Below are 20,131 nucleotides of genomic sequence, written 5' to 3' on the forward strand. Positions count from 1 at the left end.
GGATTCATGACTTGTCCGTTGTAGCGGACTTCAAGGTAAAGGCCGGTTTCGCCCGACGGCAAAGTGCCGCTGGTGCCAATCTTGCTGCCGGCATTGACGGCGTAGTTTTGGGCGGTGTCGATTTCGTTCAGGCCGGAGTAAATGCTGACATAGCCGTCGCCGTGGTCGAGGACGACTACTTTGCCGTAGCCTTCAAGTTCGCCGGCAAAAGTGACTGTACCGGAAGCAATGCTGCTGACCGGAGCAGGAACGGTATTGTAGAACACGCCTTTCCAAACTTCACCATCGCCACGGTCTTGACCGAACAGGCCTGCCAGTGTGCCGTTGACCGGTTTTTTCAGACGGCCTTGCATACGGCTGAAGCTGTTGGCGTTGCTGACGGTAAAGCCTTGGGTGTTCGGGGCTTGCAGTTTCATGTCTTCGTCAGTCAGCGTGGACATGGCGGCGCGTTCGGCTTCGGCTTTTTGTTGGGCGGCAGCCTGCTCTTTGCGGGCTTTTTCGGCAGCGGCCAAGCGGGCTTCGGCGGCTTTTTTACGCGCTTCAGCCTCGGCTTTGCGTTGCTCGGCTTTGCGTTTTTCCAAATCTTTCAAGAGATTGTTGAGGCGTTGCTCGTTTTCTCTGTGGTTGATTTTCTTTTGCGCTTCTTTGGCCATTTGCGCGTTTTGACGGCGGCTTTCAGCTTGTTCGGCGGTATTGGTTACACCTTGTTGACGCAAAGAAGCTTGGATATTGGCTTGCAGTTTTTTCAGGTAAGCCAATTCATTGTTGATTTTTTGCTCTTGCGCTGCCAGCTCTTTCTGTTGTTTTTCCAAGTCTCTCATGACTTGGTCGTTGGCGTTGTTGATATAACGCGTGTAACGCAGGAAGCGGGTCTTTTGACCGGCATCGGCGTTTTTCAGGAAGAGGGCGACCGCGTTGGGCTGGCTGTTTTTATAGTTGCCGGACACAAAGCGCGAAATTTGGGCGCGCGTGTTGGAAACTTCGGCTTTCAACTGGTTGGCATCGGCATTGAGCTTTTGGAATTTTTCCCATGCGTCGCGTTGTTTGCGGTTGATGCCGGAGAGGTTGTTGCGTGTTTGTTGCAGCTGTTTGAGCGTGGCATTGACATGGATAATGAAACCCTCGTTGCGTTTGGCAAGGGATTTTTTGGTTTCCATATCGTTGGCGGCGGCAGTTACGGCTGCTTTGAACTCGTTGTCGGCTGAAGAAGTGGCTTTATGCTCAACTTTAGGCTCGGCTTTTTTGTTTTGCTCTTTGGTTTTTGTGTCTTTTTTAGCGTCTTTTTTGTCTTCAACAGCTTTTTTAGCAGGCTCTTTGGCTTCTTTAGCGTCGGCCTTTTTGTCTTCGGCTGCTTTTTTTACGGGCTCTTTGGTTTTTTTGCCGTCTTTTTTATCCTCGGCCGCTTTTTTAGCAGGCTCTTTAGCTTTGGTTTCCTTCGTGTCTGCTTTTTTTACGGGTTCTTTGGCTTTGCTGTCTTTTTTATCTTCAACAGGTTTCTTGTCTTGTTCTTTGGCATTGCCGGATTTTGCGGCTGCGGCTTTTTTGTCTTTTGCCGTTTCTTTAGGCTCTTCGGTTTTGCGGTTGGTCTTTTTATTGTCTGCAGCGGCTTCGGCGGTTTTAGCCGTTTTGTTTTTGGCTGAAGCGCGTTCGTTTTTGTCGGCGGTTTCCTTCTCTTTGGAGGCTTTGGCTTTAACCGCTTTTTTGTCTTCCTCTTTTTCTTTTACCGCTTGTTTTTTTGAGGTTTCTTTTTTGACATCTGCCTTGGCGGCTTCTTTCTCTTTTTTCACGGGCGCAGCCTTTTTGACGGTGGCCGCTTTTTCTTTCGGCGCGTCTTTGGCAGCATAGGTTGGCAGGGAGAAACTGAGCAACAGGGCGAGAATGAGGGGTTTGTAACGCATGGTTCGATCTTGCTATCAAAGTAGGAACAATAGGACGGATTATACTGTCTGTCAGGCCGTCTGAAAATAATATCGGGTTGCAATATGGACGAACGGTCTTATATAGTAACGATAGAGTGGGCGGACGGGGTTTAGTCTGCCTGGAAACTGACAGTCTGCATTGACAGGATATTATGAAAAAATATTTATTAGTAGTGTTGGGCGCCATGGTTTTGGCGGCTTGCGGTGACAATACCGATAAAATCGGACGCGCCAGTACGGTGTTTCATATGCTGGGTAAAAACGACCGTATTGAAGTGGAAGGTTTTGACGATCCTGATGTGCAGGGGGTTGCCTGTTATATTTCGTATGCGAAAAAAGGCGGTTTGAAAGAAACGGTCAATCTGGAAGAAGATGCCAGCGACGCATCGGTTTCCTGCGTGCAAAGTGCGGAAGTCATCCGTTATAACGAGGCTGCGGTTTTGAAACCGCGACAAGTGTTCAAACGCAGTGCCAGCATAGCATTTAAGAGCCAGCAGATTATCCGCTATTACGATCCGAAACGTAAGTCTTTCGCTTATTTGGTGTACAGCGATAAAATCGTTCAAGGTTCGCCGAAAAACTCTTTGAGCGCGGTATCGTGTTTTGCCCATGCGAAAACCGATACGCCGGTACCGGCAGGCGGTGCGGTTTACGGTGCGTGCGTGGTGGACGCGCCGGTTGCCGACGGACAAAAATAATAAAATCAGCTTATAGATTAAAAGAATATGAATTTAGCCAACCATTTCCTGATTGCCATACCTCATATGGACGATCCGTTTTTTACGGATACGGTTATTTATGTGTGCGAACACGATGAAGAAGGTGCGCTGGGCATCATCATCAACAAGCCTTCGCCGATTACCATGGACATGATTTTCGCCGCCGCCGACCGCAATATCCCGTTGCGCCTGCAACATGAAAACGTGATGATGGGCGGACCGGTTCAGATTGAGCGTGGCTATGTCGTGCATACGCCGATCGGCCGCTGGCAAAACAGCATGGTGGTAACCGATAACGTGGCGCTGACTTCTTCGCGCGATGTGATTGAAAACTTGTCTAAAGAAGGTGCGGTAGACAAGGCTTTGATCAGCATTGGTTATTCGAAATGGGGAAAAGGGCAGTTGGAGCGCGAGCTGGCAGAAAATGTTTGGCTGACCGTTCCCGCGGACGAGCATATTCTTTTTGATGTGCCTTACGAACTCCGTTATGCCGCTGCTTTTGAAAAATTGGGCGTTAATCCGAATGCTTTGATTTCAGGAGTCGGCCATGCCTGATGCACCAAAAGGTACAGTTTTGGCCTTTGACTTCGGCGAGGCGCGTATCGGCGTAGCGCAGGGGGATGCCGAGTTGGGCATGACCCATCCGCTGGCGACGGTAACCGGCAACAGCAATGATGAAAAATTCGAGGCCATTGCCAAGCTGGTCAAAGAATGGCAACCCAAGTATTTTGTGGTCGGCCTGCCGACGCATACCGACGGGACGGAGCATGAGCTGACCCGTTTGAGCCGCAAGTTTGGCCGCCGGTTGCACGGACGTTTTAATTTGCCGGTTTATTGGGTGGATGAAAGGATGTCTTCCCTATACGCGGAAAGCCTGCTTGCTGAAGCTCAAGTATTTGGCCGAAAACAAAAATCCGTACTTGACCAAGTAGCGGCGCAGGCGATTTTGCAAGGGTTTTTTGAAGGTGGCGCGGCCGAGTATTTCAATGGCCGCGAAGAATAGCATTATTCATTATAAAGGCCGTCTGAAACCGGGTTTCAGACGGCCTTTGTTTTGTGTTACGGCTTTGGGATAAAAGAAGTTTAGTTTGGTTAAGCCTGATTTTTTCAGTACAAATTTTGCTACACTCCGTTTTCTTTTTTTAGACACAAATACAAGGAAAAAGTCATGGCACTCATGGAGAATCTTTTGAATGCGGCTACTCAAGTGTTGGGTGGCAACAGCGAAAACGGCGCACAAGGTTCTATGACCGATATGGTGATGGATTTGGTGAAACAGCAGGGTGGCGTGGGCAACTTGATCAACCAACTGCAACAAGGCGGTTTGGGCGATACCCTGAGCAGCTGGGTTTCCAACCAATCCAGCAACCTGCCTGTGTCCGGCACCGACCTGCAAAATGCTTTGGGCAGCGATACGGTAAACCAAATCGCACAAAAATTCGGCGTGGATGCCGGTCAAGCAGGCGATTTGTTGGCAAAAGTATTGCCTGACTTGGTCGATAAAGCCACGCCTAACGGCACGGCTCAAGATGCGGATGGCTTCGGCTTGGACGACATCGCTTCTATGCTGCTGAAAAACTTTATGAAATAATGAGTTGAATCATTTGATAAGGCCGTCTGAATCCGTTCAGACGGCCTTATAACTTTTGGTTCGCGGCAAATAACCAATAAGTCTTTTTCTGATGAAGGCGGATGGCTTATGATGGGCACTTCATTTCACCAGATAAGAAGGTTATACACATGTCCCGCTTGACCATACACACAGTTGAAACCGCTCCTGAAGCTGCTAAACCACGCATTGAAGCCGTACTGAAAAACAACGGTTTTATTCCTAACCTGATCGGCGTTTTGGCCAATGCGCCTGAAGCTTTGGCGTTTTATCAAGAAGTTGGCAAGCTGAATGCGGCCAACAGCCTGACTGACGGCGAAGTTGAAGTTGTCCAAATCATTGCCGCCCGTACCAACGAATGCGGTTTCTGCGTTGCCGGCCACACCAAACTGGCTACCTTGAAAAAACTGCTGTCCGAACAATCCATCAAAGCCGCACGCGCATTGGCTGCAGGCGAGTTTGACGATGCCAAACTGGGTGCTTTGGCGACATTCACCCAAGCCGTTATGGCGAAAAAAGGCGCGGTATCCGACGACGAGCTGAAAGCTTTCTTCGATGCAGGCTACAACCAACAGCAAGCCGTTGAAGTCGTCATGGGCGTTGCTTTGGCAACTTTGTGCAACTACGTCAACAACCTTGCCAAAACTGAAATCAACCCTGAATTGCAGGCATTTGCCTAATCTCATCAAAGGCCGTCTGAAAATTCAGACGGCCTTTTAGTAAAAAGCAAGGATATCCTTGTTGCTAAGAATAATTCATGAGTAGAACCATCTACGCTTCAAACCTTATTCAGAGGAAAAAATCATGACACGCGAAGCTTTACTGAACAATGTTGCCGCACTCGTTAAAAGCAAGCTGAAACCATTGGTGGACGACATCGACCGCAAAGGCCTGTATCCGAAAGAATTTATGCTGGAATTGGGCAAAATCGGCGGTTTTGCCGCGACCGGTACGGTTGAAGAAGGCGGCAACGGTTTGGGTTTGGCAACGCAAATCGCCGTATTGCGCGAAATCGGTAAAGAATGCGGCGCCACTTCGTTCAGCGCATGGTGTCAGGCGGCTTGCGCGTGGTATCTGCACCAATCGCCCAATCAAGCGGTTAAAGACAAATATTTTGCCGATATTCTGCAGGGCAAAGTTTTGGCCGGTACGGGCATGTCCAATACCGTCAAACACCTTGCCGGCATTGAAAAACACAACCTACAAGCCGAGCGCGTCGAGGGCGGCTACAAAGTCAACGGCGCTTTGCCTTGGGTATCCAATATCGGCGAAGACCATATTTGGGCGAATACCGCCCAAGTCGGCGACAGCTATGTGATGTTTATTACCGGCGGCCAGTGGGAAGGCGTGACCCTGCAAGATTGCCCTGAGTTCTGCGGTTTGGAAGGCACGCGCACTTACAGCCTGAATTTTAAAGACGTGTTTATTCCCGATGAAGATGTGATTGCCTCGCCTGAGCAGTTCCAGTCTTATATTCCGACCATTAAAGCTGGTTTCATCTTGCTGCAAATAGGTATTGGCGCCGGTGTGATTGACGGTGCGCTCGGCATTATCCGTATGGCCAACGTGGTGAATGCGGAAGTGAACGCTTATCTCGATCACAGCTACGATGATTTGAAAGCCGTGTTGGACGGTGCATGGGCGGAAACCGAACGCCTTGCCGATGATGCGTGGAACAACAAACCTGACACGCTGGCAACCTTGAAACTGCGTGAAGCCGCTGCTGTATTGGCATTGAACGCCACTCAATCTGCCGCATTGCATGCAGGTGCGAAAGGTTATCTGATGCGCAGTCCGGCGCAACGCCGCGTCCGCGAGGCCATGTTCGTCGCCATCGTAACACCGGCCATCAAACACCTGCGTAAAGAAATCGCCGCTTTGGAAGCAGCGCAATAAATTCAAAATATCAACAATAAAACACACGAAAGGCCGTCTGAAAATACGGTTTCAGACGGCCTTTTAAAATAGAAGGAACACACAATGGCTCAATATATGTGCGGCCCTTGCGGCTGGATTTACGACGAAGACCTCGGCGATCCAGAGCACGGCCTGCCTGCCGGAACCAAGTTTGAGGATATTCCTGACGACTGGAAATGCCCTGAGTGCGGCGTAGGTAAAGAAGATTTTTATCTGTTGGATTTCGTGATATAACTTGGTTGATTTAAAAAGGCCGTCTGAAATTTCAGACGGCCTTTGCTTTATCAGCGGTATAAAGCAACCATGGTTTCAGCCGCTTTGACGCAGCTTTCCACATCGGCAACCAAAGCGATGCGGACGTAGCCTTCGCCCGGATTGCCTTGTTCGGTATCGCGGGCGAGGAAGCGGCCGGGCAACACTTGGATAGCGGCTTTTTGCCACAGGTTGCGCGTAAATGCCAAGTCGTCGCCATCGGGAACTTTCAGCCAAATGTAGAACGACGCGTCAGGCAGTTTGACATCAAACGCCTGTTGCAAAATAGGGATGACGCGGTCGAATTTTTCTTGGTAGAGGCGGCGGTTGTCAATGACGTGTTCTTCATCGTTCCAAGCGGCAATGCTGGCGCGTTGGACGGGAATGCTCATCGCGCTGCCGTGGTAGGTGCGGTAGAGCAGGAAGTTTTTGAGCAACTCGGCATCGCCTGCGACAAAGCCGGAACGCAAACCGGGGACATTGGAGCGTTTGGACAGGCTGGTGAACATAATAATGTTGCGCGTGCCGCGTCCTAATTGCGCCGCAGCCTGCAGGCCGCCGATTGGTTTGTTGCCGTCAAAATAGATTTCGGAATAGCATTCGTCAGAGGCAATAACGAAGCCGTATTTGTCTTGCAAATCAAAAATTTCTTTCCAGTCTTCTAATTGCAGGACGCTGCCGCTCGGGTTGTTGGGCGAGCAGACGATCAGGACTTTGGTGCGTTGCCATACGTCTTCGGGCAGGCTGCTCCAATCGGGGTTGAAGCTGGGCGCAGGACAGTTGGCAAAATGGATTTCGCCGCAGCCCAAAATAGTCGCGCCTTCGTAAATTTGATAGAAAGGATTAGGGCTGATAATGACCGGTTTGGGGCCGTCTGAAGCCGGATTTAAAACGGTTTGGATAAAAGAGAACAAAGCTTCCCGGCTGCCCAATACCGGCAGGATTTCATTGTCGGGATTAAGGCTCAAACCATCATAACGGCGGGCAACCCATTCGGCGCAGGCTTGGCGCAGTTCGGGCAGGCCTACGGTCAGCGGATATTTTTCCAGTTCGTGCAGGGAGGCGGTCAGCGCGTCGGTGATGACTTTGGGCGTTGGATGTTTCGGCTCGCCGATTTGCAGATGAATGGGCGTTACGCCTTCGGGTGCATCAATGCCTTGCATGGCTTCACGCAGGCGGGCGAAAGGATAGGGTTTGAGATGGTTCAATAATGGGTTCATGATGTTTCAGCCGGATAAATTCAGGCAATAATCTTAGCATTTTTTAGATGGATTGGGACAAAAAGGCCGTCTCAAAACAGGGTTTAAATGTTTTTCAGACGGCCTTTTGAATATTGATGCGTTTATTTGGCAGGGACGGTGGGCAGGGAACCGTTCAAGAGATAATGAATGGTTTCTTGAACCGTACGGATGGCGTTGCCAAACGGCAGCGGGTCTTTGCCGCGGAAAAACAGGCCTTTATCGACTTCGCCGCGGAATGCGGCGGAAAGTTGGATGTCGATACAGAATTGACCGGCTTTGGCCAAACCGTCGCGCAAGCCGCAGCTGGTCAGGCAGTTCAGGCCTTGGGTGCAACGGCGCGGATCGTTTTTGGCATTGGCTTGCAATTTGGCTTCGCGTTTGATGTAGCTGTCGAGGAATTTGGTGCGCACGCCGCGAGCAGGCAAACCGGCAACAGACATGAATTCAACCACTTGTTCGGTTTCCGCACCGGTCAGCGTTTTTTTGAAGTTGATGTGGGCATCGCCTTCTTCGGTCACGGCAAACGCGGTACCGATTTGGACGGCGGACGCGCCCCAGTTTTTCAAGGCTGTTTTGACTTTTTCAAAGTTTGCCATGCCGCCGGCGAGTACCAACGGGATTTTTTCGCTTTCCAAGCCCAAGTTTTTGAATACTTCAAACGTTTCTTCAATAACGCGTTTGAACTCGAATTTGGCATCGTTCACGCCGTCGACGGTCGCCGCACCTAAGTGGCCGGCTGCGTGGGCAGGGTGTTCGATAACGATGGCATCGGGCAAGATGCCTTTTTTCATCCAACGTTTCAAAACGATGTTGATACCGCGTGATTCGGACAGGATAGGGAAAAGGGCGACATCTTTGTGGTAGCCCTCTGCCATTTCCGGCAAGTCCAAAGGCAAACCTGCGCCCATCACAATCGCGTCAGCACCGGATTCGCACGCCTGACGGACGTAGGCGGCATGGTCTTTGACGGCTTTCATGACGTTGACGGCAATCATGCCTTTGCCTTCTGAATCGGCTTTGGCTTTTTTGATTTCACGGTCAAGCGCGATGCAGTTGAGGCGGGTGTATTTTTCTTCGCTGGAATCAATTTTTGATTCGGCCAGCAAATCTTCGTGCAAGTGGCGCAAATCGACGCTGGCAATTGTACCTACGCCGTTTTCGCGCGCAACCGCGCTGGAGAGTTTTGATGCGGAAACGCCTACACCCATACCGCCCTGTACGACGGGGATCAGTGATTTGCCACGGATAATCAATGGGTCAAAGTTGTTTTGCATGAATGCTCCTTCATAGATTCTGGATGGCGCCGTCTGAAATCCTATGAAATGGATTGGATAACGGACTGATGTGTATATAAATAAGTGTGTTTTTCGCCGCCGTTTTTCAGACGGCATGAGGCGTGTTTTTAAAATTTTAGGAATTATACTCTAAGTTAGTGTAAAAATTAGAGTATTAATACAGTTTTTTTGAAGGAAAAATTGAAAAGTCTTGTTAATAAAAGAATAAATTTTATGACAGGTTTGGTTGCGGAGAAGAAATTGCAAACAAAATCTACAAAGAAAAAGGCCGTCTGAAAATTCAGACGGCCTTGGGTATGTAAATCAGACAGATGTCGGATTACATTTGTTTTTTAGCAGCGTCAATGGCGCGTTGGTCGGGGTTGATCAAGATTTCAACGCGGCGGTTTTGTGCGCGGCCTTCAATAGTAGCGTTGGAGGCGATGGGTTGACGGGAGCCGTAACCGAAAGTGCTCAAACGGGTGCTGCTTACGCCGCGGGATTGCAGGAAGGTGGCAACAGATTCGGCGCGGTTGCGAGACAATGGCTCGTTGATGGCATCGTTACCGGTGTTGTCGGTGTGGCCGTTGATGGTCAAAGTCGTGTCAGGATATTGAACCAAAGTTTGCGCGGCGGCAGATAAGGCGCTTTGAGCATGGCCGCTCAGGGCAGCGCTGCCGGTAGCGAAGGTTACGTTTTCAGGCATAACCAGTTTGATTTGGTTGCCTTGACGTTCAACTTCGATGTTGGTGTTGGCCAGGCTTTGACGCAGTTTTTTCTCTTGGTAGTCCATGTAACCGCCGATGCCGGCACCTACTGCACCACAAGCCAATGCGGAGTTGCGCGCGCCTTTACCGCCGTGGGTCAGCGCACCAACGATGCCGCAAACAGCCGCACCGCCCAAGCCGTACATAGCGGTTTTGCTGGCGGATTGTTGACCGGTAGCAGGATCGGTCACACAGCCGGTGAGTGCCAAAGGAATGGCAGTAGCAATAACGGTCAGGGGTTTCAAGAATTTCATGTCGTATCCTCTTTTTAGATGACGGCTCGGGCCGTCTGAAAAAAATGAATAAAAACCGCGTGGGTCATTACGAATTAATGATACCGAATATCCGAAACGCAAAAGAATGGGTTTAACCCGATATTACGCAAATATTTGTCAGTTAACATAATACTGAAACATTTCTGCATTTTTCTGACTATTTGGTTGTTTTGCAGTCAGATGAAAAGTAAGTTTCTTTACGATTTCTTCCGTTTTTTCTTTTTACGGCGATACCAGCTGACAAATGCCCATTTCAATCTAACTTTGACATCGTATCCCACCGAGCCTGCGCCCAGTATGAACAAAACGGCGGAGACGGGCAGGGCGAAATGATGGCCGACCAAATGATAACCCCATACGCCAACGATGCCGCCCAGTAAAAACGACAGCATCAAGCCGCTTAAAAGCCACATTTTCGGTTTGTTGACGCGGACGTGCGGCAGGCGCGGATGATGTTGCTTGGAATAATAAAGTGCACGTGAAATTTCAATGCCCAAATCGGTTGCCGTGCCGGTCATGTGGGTGGAGCGGATGGCGGAGCCGGACAAAAGTGTAATGACGGTATTGTGCATGCCCATGATAAAGCACAATAAAAACAATGCCAAAGACGGCATGATGAAATCCGGGCCGCCAAAATCCCATTCCATCGCGGTAATGCCGAACAAGCCGAAGATCAACAGATAAACCGCTTCCAGCCACATGGAAAAACCAAAGCTGCCACGGAAACGCATTTGCTGCGTCCACAAAATCACCCAGCCCGAATGCGCGGCTCCTGCAACAAAACACAACACGCTGATTGTGGCAATAATGGCCACACTCCACTCTTGAAGATACAAAACATCTGCCAACAGCGACATTGAGCCGGTAACGTGGGAGGTATAACGTGAGAATGCGAAGTAACCGCCGGCATTAATCGCACCGGCAAGAAAGGCCATGATGTAGCCCAGCCGTCTGAAACGGGCATCGGAAATATTGTGTTCGTGCAGGTACGGACGGTCTGCCTGCCAAAACGGCGGCGTGTGTTGCCTATGGTGGCGCGGTCGGTAAGAGTGGGGCCGTTTGTCGTCGTTCATTGATTTGAGGATAGGGGCGAGCATTTATACTGGGTGTATTTTATATGCAACTGCCTGCTGCCAAGAACAAATAATATAAAGTGTCCCCAAGTTGCCACACTTGCCCATTGTAAGATGAAGGCGTACATTAATAGCCATACATGAGTATAAGGAAACATCCGATGAATCCTATCCGCCTGACCTTATTGATTGGTGCTGCCGCATTACTTGCCGCCTGCGCCACCACGCCTGAGCAAAAAGCCGCACGCGCCCAAGCGCAGAAACGCTATGAGCAGGACCTTCAAGTCAATCTTGCAGCTCAATGTGATCAGGAAACTGCCGCGCTGATCCGCCGCAAATTTGACGAAGAAGGCAAACCCGGTGCCGCAACTGCGGAACAAAAAGCCTTCCGCCTTAAATATATCGACAAAGTTTCCGATCCGATGTTCCAAGCCTGCTACAAAATGGCATGGCAAAACTATATTTCCCAAGAACAGCTGCGCGAAGCCCGCTACTATCGTTATTACGATGATTGGGGCTATCCGTTTGGCCGTTATCCTTGGTGGTGGTAAGGTATTAACAAACCTTAAGGCCGTCTGAAAGCATATATTCATTGGTTTCAGACGGCCTAAGGTTTATTGAAACGGCAATAACGTTTACAATAGCCGCCTATTCAAACACAATACCTACCACCCATGAACATCTGGCTTGGACAGCGACACGCGCCCAAATTTCCGCAAGGAGCCGCCGTAACCATCGGCAACTTCGACGGCGTACACCTTGGGCACAAACACATTCTACAAAAACTCAAACGAGAGGCAGACCAGCGCGGTCTGCCTGTTGTCGTTGTTGTTTTTGAGCCTCAGCCCAAAGAATTTTTTGCGCGCAAAGCCGGGAAAAAGCTGCCTTACCGCATCAGTCCGCTACGTACCAAATTGCGTCTTTTGCGTGAAACCGGCTGTGTGGATGCCGTTTGGGTCTTGCGTTTTAACCAAGCTTTCTCCGATATGAGCGCACAAGCGTTTATCGACCAGCTTTTGCGCCAAACACTCAACACGCGTTATCTGCTGATTGGCGACGATTTCCGTTTCGGTGCCGGCCGTGAAGGTTGTTTTGAACTCTTGGCACAACAGCCCGATATGCAAACCGAGCGCACGCCGTCCGTTATTGTTGAAGACATCCGCACCAGTAGTACCGCCGTCCGCCAAGCCCTTTCAGACGGCAGGTTGGAATATGCCAAAAAACTGTTGGGCCATGATTATGTGTTGAGCGGAAAGGTCAAACACGGACAAAAACTCGGCCGCACCATCAACGCGCCTACCGCCAATGTCCAGCTTCCTCCGTATCATTATGCACTAAGCGGCGTATTTGTCGTTGAGGCAGACGGCACATTCGGCACGCGCCGAGGCGTTGCCAGCTTTGGTTTTAACCCCACTGTCAGCAACAACCGTTCGCAAAAGCTAGAAGTCCATCTGTTCGATTTCAACGGCGATTTGTACGGTCAACGCATCTTCGTCCGCTTCCTGCACAAACTGCGTGATGAGAAAAAATTTGAGAGTATCGAAGCATTGAAAACCCAAATTTTGCAAGATATGGAAGATGCAAAGGTTTGGAAGCCATAGAAACGCTTCTAGAAGCTTATAAAATCAAGACAATTGGGCTACAATAAGTCCTTTGAATTTTTTCAGACGGCCTGTTCTTTTTAAAATGAGCAATCAGGCCGTCTGAAACCGAAATACCGCAACAATAGAGATCAAAAAATGACCGATTACAGTAAAACCGTAAACCTGCTCGAGAGCCCGTTTCCAATGCGCGGCAATCTTGCCAAGCGCGAGCCTGCATGGCTGAAAAGCTGGTACGAGCAAAAACGCTACCAAAAACTGCGCGAAATCGCCAAAGGCCGTCCGAAATTTATTCTGCACGACGGTCCTCCGTATGCCAACGGCGACATCCACATCGGTCATGCCGTCAATAAAATTCTCAAAGACATCATTATCCGCAGCAAAACCCAAGCCGGTTTTGACGCGCCTTATGTACCGGGTTGGGACTGCCACGGTTTGCCTATCGAAGTGATGGTAGAAAAACTGCACGGCAAAGATATGCCTAAAGCCCGTTTCCGTGAATTGTGCCGCGAATACGCCGCCGAACAGATTGCCCGTCAGAAAAAAGACTTTATCCGCTTGGGCGTGTTGGGCGACTGGGACAATCCTTACCTGACCATGGATTTCAAAACCGAAGCCGATACCGTGCGTATGCTCTGTGAAATCTACAAATCCGGCTATCTCTACCGTGGTGCAAAACCGGTTCAATTCTGCTTGGATTGCGGCTCTTCGCTGGCGGAAGCGGAAGTGGAATACAAAGACAAAGTATCGCCTGCGATTGACGTTGCCTATCCGTTTAAAGACACCGTCGCGCTTGCCGCCGCATTTGGTTTGGCAAGTATCGAAGGCAAAGCGTTTGCCGTTATTTGGACAACCACGCCTTGGACTTTGCCTGCGAGCCAAGCTGTTTCAGCTGGCGCAGACGTGGTGTATCAATTAATCGATACGCCCAAAGGCAAATTGGTGTTGGCCAAAGATTTGGCAGAAGACGCGCTCAAACGTTACGGTTTTTCAGACGGCATTGCTATTCTTGCCGAAACCACCGGCGACAAGCTGGAAAACCTGCACATGAATCATCCGTTCCTCGAACGCGATATTCCCATGCTCAACGGCGATCATGTTACCACCGATGCTGGTACCGGCTTGGTGCATACTGCGCCTGCGCATGGTCTGGAAGACTACGCCGTCTGCAATAAATACGGCATCGAGCTTTACAACCCTGTAAATGCCGAAGGCAAATACATCAGCGAAACCCCGCGCGTTGCCGGCATGAGCGTTTGGGAAGCCAACCCTGTTATCCTGCAATGGCTGGAAGAAACCGGCAACCTCTTGGCAAGCAGCAAAATCGAACACAGCTACGCCCACTGTTGGCGCCACAAAACGCCGTTGATTTACCGTGCGACTGGCCAATGGTTTGTCGGTATGGACAAAGCCGGAAAAGACGGTAAAACCCTGCGCGACAAAGCCCTCAAAGCCGTTGATGACACCGAATTTTTCCCATCATGGGGGCGTGCGCGTTTGGAAGCCATGATTGAAGGTCGTCCTGACTGGGTGGTTTCGCGCCAACGCTACTGGGGCACGCCGATGACTTTCTTTGTTCACAAAGAAACCGGTGAGCTGCATCCAAACTCCGCTGAGCTTTTGGAAAAAGTTGCCCAAAAAATTGAAGAAAAAGGCATCGAAGCGTGGTTCTCTCTTGATAAGAGCGAACTCTTGAGCGCGGAAGATTGCGAAAATTACGACAAACTTTCCGATACGATGGACGTGTGGTTCGATTCAGGTTCAACCCATTATTCCGTCTTGAAACAACGCGAAGAATTGGAATGGCCCGCCGACCTTTACCTCGAAGGCAGCGACCAACACCGCGGCTGGTTCCAATCCTCCATGCTGACCGGCTGCGCCTCATCCATGGGTCGCGCCCCGTACAAACAGCTTCTGACCCACGGTTTCGTGGTTGACCAAAACGGCCGCAAAATGTCGAAATCCATCGGTAACGTCGTCGCACCGCAAGAAGTCTATAACGAATTCGGCGCGGACATCCTGCGCCTGTGGGCGGCATCCACCGATTACAGCGGCGAATTGGCAATTTCCAAAGAAATCCTCAAACGCGTCACCGAAAGCTACCGCCGCATCCGCAACACCTTGAGCTTCCTGTTTGCCAACCTCAGCGATTTCGACCCGTTCGAACACACCGTACCGCAGGCAGACATGGTCGAAATCGACCGCTACGCTTTAGTATTGGCGCGTCAGCTGCAAGAGCGTCTGGCAGGCGACTTCTATCCGCGCTATGCCTTCCACTTCGCCGTGAAAGACATCGTCTCCTTCTGCTCGGAAGACTTGGGCGCGTTCTACCTCGACATCCTGAAAGACCGCCTCTACACCACCAAAGCCGACAGCCACGCCCGCCGCAGCGCGCAAACCGCCCTGTATCACATCACGCGCAGCCTGGTTCTCTTGATTGCACCGATTTTGTGCTTCACCGGCGAAGAAGCGTGGGACATCATCGGCGGCGGCGAAGAAGACAGCGTCCTCTTCCACACTTGGCACGAGTTCCCGCCCATCAACGAAAAAGCCGAAGCCGAACTGGTGAAAAAATGGACGGCAGTCCGCGAAGCCCGCGAAGCCGTAACCGCCGCCATCGAACCTTTGCGCGCCGATAAAACCGTCGGTTCGTCATTGCAAGCCGAAGCCGAAATTACGGCTCCGGAAGAAATTGCCGACTATCTGAACACTTTGGGCGAAGAATTGCGTTTTGCTTTGCTGGTGTCTAAAGCTGAAGTGAAAGTAGGTGATGAACTTGCTGTAACCGCTAAAGCCAGCGATGGTGAAAAATGCGAACGCTGCTGGCACTATACCCACGATGTGGGCGCAGTTGCAGGCCATGAAACCATCTGTAAACGTTGTGCTGATAACGTTGACGGTAAAGGCGAAGACAGACATTACGCTTAATTGTTTGGTCTAAGATAAAGGCCGTCTGAAAACTTTGAAAATAGGTTTTCAGACGGCCTTTGTTTGACAAAAATGGAGATGAAGATGAAAAAAAGGATACTGCTTTTCACTATAAGCTTATTGTCTGCCTGCAATAATCAGCAACAGCAACCGGTTGAACAGTTACAGGAAACAATCCGAGTGCACAATATTCCGATTAACGTGATTACCCCTCAAAACGGCGTACCGATTGATTTTGAAAAAAAAGAATTTCAAGAAGCAAAAACATTTTTCGACAAGATTCAGCAAGTAGCGAAGGTTACGAGGGCATATTATATTTATCCCGAACCATCATGCTATACAAGGGGAAGCGGACGCTACTCTACAAAAGAATGTCACCAGGGCTTGGTTGAAAAAACATGTTTTTTAGTGAGTATGGAGCTACTCAATCCTTCTTTGACAAAACTTTCAAACGAACAGCGGTTATCGGAAAGCCTCAAATACATCGAACATCGGAAAAGAGAACTTAAGAAAAATGCCATGCCTATCGTAACATTCGATATTTTGGATGAAGGGGAAAATTATATTGTCTATGCAAAGAAATCTAGAAAATATGCCCATTTCAAACCAGAAGTTACCGCCAAGCTGGCTTTAAACGGATTATTGTTTGAAGGTGTATGCACGAACAACTCTCCCACGGCAAAGTTCACCTCTTGGGAAAGTACCGCAACAGTCAATTGGGTACGGGAACTGATAAAAATCAACCAACAAGGATCCAAGCCCGACCAGCCATAAAATTAAAGGCCGTCTGAAAACTTGTTTCAGACGGCCTTCAGCTATTCTATTACTAAGTAGAAATTAGCGGGCAGAGCAAGAAGTTTCTACTTTGTTGCCGTATGGGTCAGTGAAGCCGAAGAATGCTTCGCTGCCTTTTTGATGCCATTCAGCGCCTTTGCCGAACAGGCCTTGGTTGGCAACATAGCGTTCGCCTGAACCTGCAACGGCAGAAGACAGGGTGGCAACTTTGTCGTCCAGACGCAGTTCAACTTGGTTGGTGCTCAGGTTGCGGACTTGTACAGACAGGCCGTTTTCGCAGCTGAATGATTGAACACGGTCATGGTTGTGCATGTCATGATGTTGGTGGCCATGTTCGTGTGCATGATTGTGCTCATGATGTTGACCATGGTCATGGCGATGGGCTTCAGGTGCGGCACAGGCAGCGAGGCTCATGGCGGTGGCAATTGCAAGCAGGGCTTTTACTTTCATTTTTGACTCCTATGGTCAGTGTTGAAGGAAGAATGTAGCGGCATGTTATAAATATCTTTATGGCTTCACAATAGGGATAACCATTATTTACTTTTTCTTCCTGTTTCCGGGAGTATGGCAGGATTCTTTGTAGTTTTGATATGAATGATTAATGCCGTTTGAAAAAAAGCCGCACTTGCGCTAGAGGTAGACGAAAGTGCGGAAAATTCAGAGAGTTACATTGAAAGAAGGATAGGACAGCTTAACGCTGGCGTGCTTTAAAACGGGGATTGCTCTTGCAAATGACGTACACTTTGCCTTTTCGGCGGACAATTTGACAGTCGCGGTGTCGTTTTTTTGCAGTTTTCAGGGATGAGAGGACTTGCATCATTTATCCTTTCTGAAAGAAGACATCATGGATTGGTAACGTTGGTTGAACTTGCTGGCGCGGCCTTCGACATTGACATTGCGTTGTTTGCCCGTATATACGGGGTGGGACGCGGAAGAGGTATCAAGAGAGAAGAGGGGATACTCTACTCCGTCTTTCCAAACCATGGTTTTTCCGTGGGTATTGGCACATGAACGGATGAGCCATCCTTGGTCCGCACCGCTGTCGTAAAACAGGACTGTACGATAGTTGTCTGGGTGGATATCGGGTTTCATTTCTTTCTCCAGTGAGTGTTATGGTATAACATTATACTCTTAGAAAAAGAGCAGACAAGTGTTTTTTGGTTTTTCTTTATCACGGGGGTGCGGCATTTTGATAAAATATGCTGTTTCAGACGGCCTTTTTTTTTTCATGAGGCCGTCTGAATATTTTGTTTTCTAATGATAGGGATATGATGTATTTGTATAAGGGTTTCAGATTGGGTGGTGCGGTAAGCAAGGTTATGCCGATTATCCATGTATTGTCCAAGCTGGGGCTGTTGTTTTCACTGCTGTTGGCAGTGCCGACACTGATGTCGTATTTTTATCACGACAGCGCGTTTATCGTGTTTGCCTATACGGCTTTGACGGTATTGTTGGTGTCGTGCGTTACTTGGGTGCTGACTTTGCGTTTCAACCGTGAATTGCGGCCGCGTGACGGATTTACCCTGGTATTGATGCTGTGGCTGGCCTTTGCCATCGTGGCGGCGATGCCGATTTATTTCTATATGCCGTCCATGAGTTTCACCGATGCGTTTTTTGAAGCGATGTCGGGGCTGACGACAACAGGGGCAACAGTGATTTCCGGCTTGGATACGCTGGATCCGTCGGTGAATTTTTGGCGGCACATGCTCAACTGGCTCGGCGGTATGGGTATTATCGTGCTGGCTGTGGCGATTTTGCCGATGTTGGGCGTGGGGGGGACGCAGCTTTTCAAAGCGGAAATTCCGGGTATGGATAAGGAAAGCAAGATGGCTCCCCGTATTTCGCAAGTGGCCAAACGGCTGTGGTTTGCTTATGCGCTGACAACTGCTGCCGCCTTTGTATCCTTGCATATTGCTGGCATGGGCTGGTTTGATGCCTTGTGCCATGCGATGTCGGCAGTGGCCTTGGGCGGTTTTTCGACACATGATGACAGCGTTGCCTATTTTGATTCTGTGGCAGTCGAATGGACATTGATGTTTTTTACTGTCTGGGGCGGTATCAATTTCGCCAGCCACTTTACTGCGCTGGGCAACCGCTCTTTGCAGGTGTATTGGAAAGATGAAGAATGCCGTTCCATGTTGTTGGTTTTGTCGGGCAGTATTTTGATTTCGGCATTGTATTTATGGCAGCAGGACGTTTATCAAAGCCTTGGCGAAGCTTTGCGCTTCGTCAGCTTCAACTTTGTGTCCATCGGATTGGCCAGCGGTTTCTCCAATGCAGACTTTGCTCAATGGCCGCTGATTGTGTCGTTGTGGATGTTTTTTCTGTCGAACGTATTGGCAAGTTCAGGCTCTATGGGGGGCGGTATTAAAAACGTGCGTGCGTTGGTGTTGTTCAAATTCAGCTTGCGTGAAATGTTGATTTTGCTACATCCGCGTGCGGTTCGTACGGTAAAGGTCAACAACCGCTCCATTCCGGATCGTATGGCGCTGACCGTCATGTCGTTCATCTTTATTTACTTTATGACGGTCATCGTATTCAGCTTTTTACTAATGGCGGCAGGCTTGGACTTTTTATCCGCCTTTACGGCAGTCATTGCCTGTATTACCAATGCAGGGCCGGGTTTGGGGGCAGTTGGTCCGTCGCATAATTATGCCGCGCTGAGCGATGTACAGAAGTGGCTGTGTACGGCTGTGATGTTGTTGGGACGTTTGGAGATTTTTACCGTTTTAATTTTGTTTACTCCGGCATATTGGAAGAAATAAGTGTGAGAAAAAGGCCGTCTGAAATTTCAGACGGCCTTTTTATAATGGCTGGGCTTAAGCGTATTGTTTGAGCAATTCTTTGAATTGTTCGCCGGTTTCAGGGTGTTTCAAACCGTAAGCCACGGTTGCTTCAAGGTAACCCAATTTGCTGCCGCAGTCGTAGCGTTTGCCATCAAATGCATGAGCCAACACAAACTCATGGTCGAGCAGGCGGGCGATACCGTCTGTCAGTTGGATTTCGTTACCGGCGCCGCGGGGCAGGTTGGTCAACAAGTCAAAAATACGTGGAGTTAGGATATAGCGGCCGACAACAGCAAGGTTGGAAGGTGCTTCTTCCGGTTTGGGTTTTTCAACGATGTTGATAATACGCTGATAGCTTTTCAGTTTTTCAACTTCAACGATACCGTAAGAGCTTGTTTGAGAAGGATCAACGGTTTCAACACCTAAAATGCTGTTACCGCTTTGGTTGTACACATCAACCATCTGTTTCAACGCGCCTTTAGGAGTGTCAATCAAATCGTCTGCCAAAATAACGGCGAAAGGCTCATTACCAACGGCAGCCTGCGCGCACAATACGGCATGACCCAAACCCAATGCTTCAGTTTGACGGATGTACATACAGGTAATGTTGGGAGGTAGGATGTCACGAACGTGCGCCAACAGTTTGTCTTTTTGACGTAATTCCAATTCGGTTTCCAACTCGTATGCTTTGTCGAAGTGATCTTCGATGCTGCGTTTGTTACGGCCGGTGATAAACACCATTTCGGTACAGCCGGCTTCAACCGCTTCTTCAACTGCATATTGAATTAGAGGTTTGTCCACAATAGGCAGCATTTCTTTGGGGCTGGCTTTGGTTGCAGGCAAGAAACGGGTGCCCATACCGGCAACGGGGAAGACGCATTTTTTAATGGGTTTCATATTGGTATCCTATTTTGTCTGAGGGATTAGCCCCCGAAAGTGTAATTGTGTGTAACGATAATACCACATGATAAAGTA

At 49.4% G+C, this 20,131-nt stretch carries 21 protein-coding genes; 12 read left to right on the forward strand and 9 right to left on the reverse strand.

Annotation, left to right across the window (positions count from 1 at the left end):
* Positions 1–1,898 (reverse strand): peptidoglycan DD-metalloendopeptidase family protein (locus tag ACTHSP_RS04445; protein WP_440345711.1); only part of this gene is annotated, 1,898 nt, incomplete at its 3' end.
* Positions 1,899–2,071: 173 nt separating this feature from the next.
* Here ACTHSP_RS04445 and ACTHSP_RS04450 point away from each other — a divergent pair.
* The 7 genes from ACTHSP_RS04450 to ACTHSP_RS04480 all read left to right on the forward strand — a co-directional run bounded on the left by ACTHSP_RS04450 (position 2,072) and on the right by ACTHSP_RS04480 (position 6,398).
* Positions 2,072–2,617, forward strand: a complete 546-nt coding sequence (locus ACTHSP_RS04450) for a CreA family protein (RefSeq protein ID WP_049328632.1) — start codon at positions 2,072–2,074, stop codon at positions 2,615–2,617.
* Between the two features lie 27 nt (positions 2,618–2,644).
* Positions 2,645–3,193: a YqgE/AlgH family protein gene (locus tag ACTHSP_RS04455; RefSeq protein ID WP_049328631.1), complete on the forward strand. Its 549-nt coding sequence runs from the start codon at positions 2,645–2,647 to the stop codon at positions 3,191–3,193.
* Complete coding sequence (gene ruvX, locus ACTHSP_RS04460; protein ID WP_003680463.1) at positions 3,186–3,641, forward strand: Holliday junction resolvase RuvX; 456 nt, start codon at positions 3,186–3,188, stop codon at positions 3,639–3,641. Before ACTHSP_RS04455 ends, ruvX begins: the two co-directional genes overlap by 8 nt.
* 165 nt (positions 3,642–3,806) lie before the next feature.
* Positions 3,807–4,229, forward strand: a complete 423-nt coding sequence (locus tag ACTHSP_RS04465; protein WP_049328630.1) for a YidB family protein — start codon at positions 3,807–3,809, stop codon at positions 4,227–4,229.
* Between the two features lie 149 nt (positions 4,230–4,378).
* Positions 4,379–4,927 carry a carboxymuconolactone decarboxylase family protein gene (locus ACTHSP_RS04470; RefSeq protein ID WP_003685141.1) on the forward strand — a complete coding sequence of 183 codons (549 nt, stop codon included), beginning with the start codon at positions 4,379–4,381 and terminating at the stop codon, positions 4,925–4,927.
* A 124-nt stretch (positions 4,928–5,051) separates the two neighbouring features.
* Complete coding sequence (locus tag ACTHSP_RS04475) at positions 5,052–6,143, forward strand: acyl-CoA dehydrogenase family protein (RefSeq protein ID WP_049351443.1); 1,092 nt, start codon at positions 5,052–5,054, stop codon at positions 6,141–6,143.
* An 84-nt stretch (positions 6,144–6,227) separates the two neighbouring features.
* A complete protein-coding gene (locus tag ACTHSP_RS04480) occupies positions 6,228–6,398 on the forward strand; it encodes a rubredoxin (RefSeq protein ID WP_003680460.1) in 171 nt (56 codons plus the stop codon).
* A 50-nt stretch (positions 6,399–6,448) separates the two neighbouring features.
* Here the strand turns inward: ACTHSP_RS04480 and dapC are convergent, their stop codons facing one another.
* The 4 genes from dapC to ACTHSP_RS04500 all read right to left on the reverse strand — a co-directional run bounded on the left by dapC (position 6,449) and on the right by ACTHSP_RS04500 (position 11,046).
* Complete coding sequence (gene dapC / locus ACTHSP_RS04485) at positions 6,449–7,636, reverse strand: succinyldiaminopimelate transaminase (RefSeq protein ID WP_440345712.1); 1,188 nt, start codon at positions 7,634–7,636, stop codon at positions 6,449–6,451.
* Positions 7,637–7,758: 122 nt separating this feature from the next.
* Positions 7,759–8,931: an NAD(P)H-dependent flavin oxidoreductase gene (locus tag ACTHSP_RS04490; RefSeq protein ID WP_440345713.1), complete on the reverse strand. Its 1,173-nt coding sequence runs from the start codon at positions 8,929–8,931 to the stop codon at positions 7,759–7,761.
* 340 nt (positions 8,932–9,271) lie between these two features.
* Entirely contained in the window at positions 9,272–9,952 is a 681-nt protein-coding gene (locus tag ACTHSP_RS04495) for an OmpA family protein (RefSeq protein WP_440345714.1), read from the reverse strand.
* 218 nt (positions 9,953–10,170) lie between these two features.
* On the reverse strand, positions 10,171–11,046 hold the full coding sequence (locus ACTHSP_RS04500) for a YoaK family protein (RefSeq protein ID WP_049351490.1): 876 nt from the start codon (positions 11,044–11,046) through the stop codon (positions 10,171–10,173).
* 161 nt (positions 11,047–11,207) lie between these two features.
* Between ACTHSP_RS04500 and ACTHSP_RS04505 the strand changes: the two genes are divergently transcribed.
* From ACTHSP_RS04505 to ACTHSP_RS04520, 4 genes are all read left to right on the forward strand, one after another.
* Positions 11,208–11,597 (forward strand): hypothetical protein, encoded by a 390-nt coding sequence (locus ACTHSP_RS04505; protein ID WP_049351446.1) that lies wholly within the window; start codon positions 11,208–11,210, stop codon positions 11,595–11,597.
* A 123-nt stretch (positions 11,598–11,720) separates the two neighbouring features.
* On the forward strand, positions 11,721–12,647 hold the full coding sequence (gene ribF, locus ACTHSP_RS04510) for a bifunctional riboflavin kinase/FAD synthetase (protein WP_049351447.1): 927 nt from the start codon (positions 11,721–11,723) through the stop codon (positions 12,645–12,647).
* Positions 12,648–12,785: 138 nt separating this feature from the next.
* Positions 12,786–15,575 (forward strand): isoleucine--tRNA ligase, encoded by a 2,790-nt coding sequence (gene ileS / locus ACTHSP_RS04515; RefSeq protein ID WP_049351448.1) that lies wholly within the window; start codon positions 12,786–12,788, stop codon positions 15,573–15,575.
* A gap of 656 nt (positions 15,576–16,231) precedes the next feature.
* Positions 16,232–16,366 (forward strand): hypothetical protein, encoded by a 135-nt coding sequence (locus tag ACTHSP_RS04520; protein ID WP_350223300.1) that lies wholly within the window; start codon positions 16,232–16,234, stop codon positions 16,364–16,366.
* Between the two features lie 46 nt (positions 16,367–16,412).
* Here the strand turns inward: ACTHSP_RS04520 and ACTHSP_RS04525 are convergent, their stop codons facing one another.
* The 3 genes from ACTHSP_RS04525 to ACTHSP_RS04535 all read right to left on the reverse strand — a co-directional run bounded on the left by ACTHSP_RS04525 (position 16,413) and on the right by ACTHSP_RS04535 (position 17,462).
* Complete coding sequence (locus tag ACTHSP_RS04525) at positions 16,413–16,820, reverse strand: MliC family protein (protein WP_049328621.1); 408 nt, start codon at positions 16,818–16,820, stop codon at positions 16,413–16,415.
* A 241-nt stretch (positions 16,821–17,061) separates the two neighbouring features.
* Positions 17,062–17,187 carry a type B 50S ribosomal protein L36 gene (gene ykgO / locus ACTHSP_RS04530; RefSeq protein ID WP_003685279.1) on the reverse strand — a complete coding sequence of 42 codons (126 nt, stop codon included), beginning with the start codon at positions 17,185–17,187 and terminating at the stop codon, positions 17,062–17,064.
* On the reverse strand, positions 17,187–17,462 hold the full coding sequence (locus ACTHSP_RS04535; protein ID WP_004464264.1) for a type B 50S ribosomal protein L31: 276 nt from the start codon (positions 17,460–17,462) through the stop codon (positions 17,187–17,189). Before ACTHSP_RS04535 ends, ykgO begins: the two co-directional genes overlap by 1 nt.
* A 176-nt stretch (positions 17,463–17,638) precedes the next feature.
* Between ACTHSP_RS04535 and ACTHSP_RS04540 the strand changes: the two genes are divergently transcribed.
* Positions 17,639–19,135, forward strand: coding sequence for a TrkH family potassium uptake protein (locus ACTHSP_RS04540; protein WP_049351450.1), 1,497 nt, complete (start codon positions 17,639–17,641; stop codon positions 19,133–19,135).
* Positions 19,136–19,189: 54 nt separating this feature from the next.
* On the opposite strand, the gene galU is transcribed toward ACTHSP_RS04540, so the two are convergent.
* Positions 19,190–20,053 (reverse strand): UTP--glucose-1-phosphate uridylyltransferase GalU, encoded by an 864-nt coding sequence (galU, locus tag ACTHSP_RS04545; RefSeq protein WP_049351451.1) that lies wholly within the window; start codon positions 20,051–20,053, stop codon positions 19,190–19,192.
* Positions 20,054–20,131: the final 78 nt, after the last annotated feature.

The sequence above is a fragment of the Neisseria sp. P0001.S005 genome, assembly GCF_051963715.1.

Bases quoted from the DNA above. Each gene is read 5' to 3' on its own strand.
- ACTHSP_RS04450 (WP_049328632.1), top strand. From the start codon at position 2,072: ATGAAAAAATATTTATTAGTAGTGTTGGGCGCCATGGTTTTGGCGGCT.
- ACTHSP_RS04455 (WP_049328631.1), top strand. From the start codon at position 2,645: ATGAATTTAGCCAACCATTTCCTGATTGCCATACCTCATATGGACGAT.
- ruvX (WP_003680463.1), top strand. From the start codon at position 3,186: ATGCCTGATGCACCAAAAGGTACAGTTTTGGCCTTTGACTTCGGCGAG.
- ACTHSP_RS04465 (WP_049328630.1), top strand. From the start codon at position 3,807: ATGGCACTCATGGAGAATCTTTTGAATGCGGCTACTCAAGTGTTGGGT.
- ACTHSP_RS04470 (WP_003685141.1), top strand. From the start codon at position 4,379: ATGTCCCGCTTGACCATACACACAGTTGAAACCGCTCCTGAAGCTGCT.
- ACTHSP_RS04475 (WP_049351443.1), top strand. From the start codon at position 5,052: ATGACACGCGAAGCTTTACTGAACAATGTTGCCGCACTCGTTAAAAGC.
- ACTHSP_RS04480 (WP_003680460.1), top strand. From the start codon at position 6,228: ATGGCTCAATATATGTGCGGCCCTTGCGGCTGGATTTACGACGAAGAC.
- dapC (WP_440345712.1), bottom strand. From the start codon at position 7,636: ATGAACCCATTATTGAACCATCTCAAACCCTATCCTTTCGCCCGCCTG.
- ACTHSP_RS04490 (WP_440345713.1), bottom strand. From the start codon at position 8,931: ATGCAAAACAACTTTGACCCATTGATTATCCGTGGCAAATCACTGATC.
- ACTHSP_RS04495 (WP_440345714.1), bottom strand. From the start codon at position 9,952: ATGAAATTCTTGAAACCCCTGACCGTTATTGCTACTGCCATTCCTTTG.
- ACTHSP_RS04500 (WP_049351490.1), bottom strand. From the start codon at position 11,046: ATGAACGACGACAAACGGCCCCACTCTTACCGACCGCGCCACCATAGG.
- ACTHSP_RS04505 (WP_049351446.1), top strand. From the start codon at position 11,208: ATGAATCCTATCCGCCTGACCTTATTGATTGGTGCTGCCGCATTACTT.
- ribF (WP_049351447.1), top strand. From the start codon at position 11,721: ATGAACATCTGGCTTGGACAGCGACACGCGCCCAAATTTCCGCAAGGA.
- ileS (WP_049351448.1), top strand. From the start codon at position 12,786: ATGACCGATTACAGTAAAACCGTAAACCTGCTCGAGAGCCCGTTTCCA.
- ACTHSP_RS04520 (WP_350223300.1), top strand. From the start codon at position 16,232: ATGCACGAACAACTCTCCCACGGCAAAGTTCACCTCTTGGGAAAGTAC.
- ACTHSP_RS04525 (WP_049328621.1), bottom strand. From the start codon at position 16,820: ATGAAAGTAAAAGCCCTGCTTGCAATTGCCACCGCCATGAGCCTCGCT.
- ykgO (WP_003685279.1), bottom strand. From the start codon at position 17,187: ATGCAAGTCCTCTCATCCCTGAAAACTGCAAAAAAACGACACCGCGAC.
- ACTHSP_RS04535 (WP_004464264.1), bottom strand. From the start codon at position 17,462: ATGAAACCCGATATCCACCCAGACAACTATCGTACAGTCCTGTTTTAC.
- ACTHSP_RS04540 (WP_049351450.1), top strand. From the start codon at position 17,639: ATGATGTATTTGTATAAGGGTTTCAGATTGGGTGGTGCGGTAAGCAAG.
- galU (WP_049351451.1), bottom strand. From the start codon at position 20,053: ATGAAACCCATTAAAAAATGCGTCTTCCCCGTTGCCGGTATGGGCACC.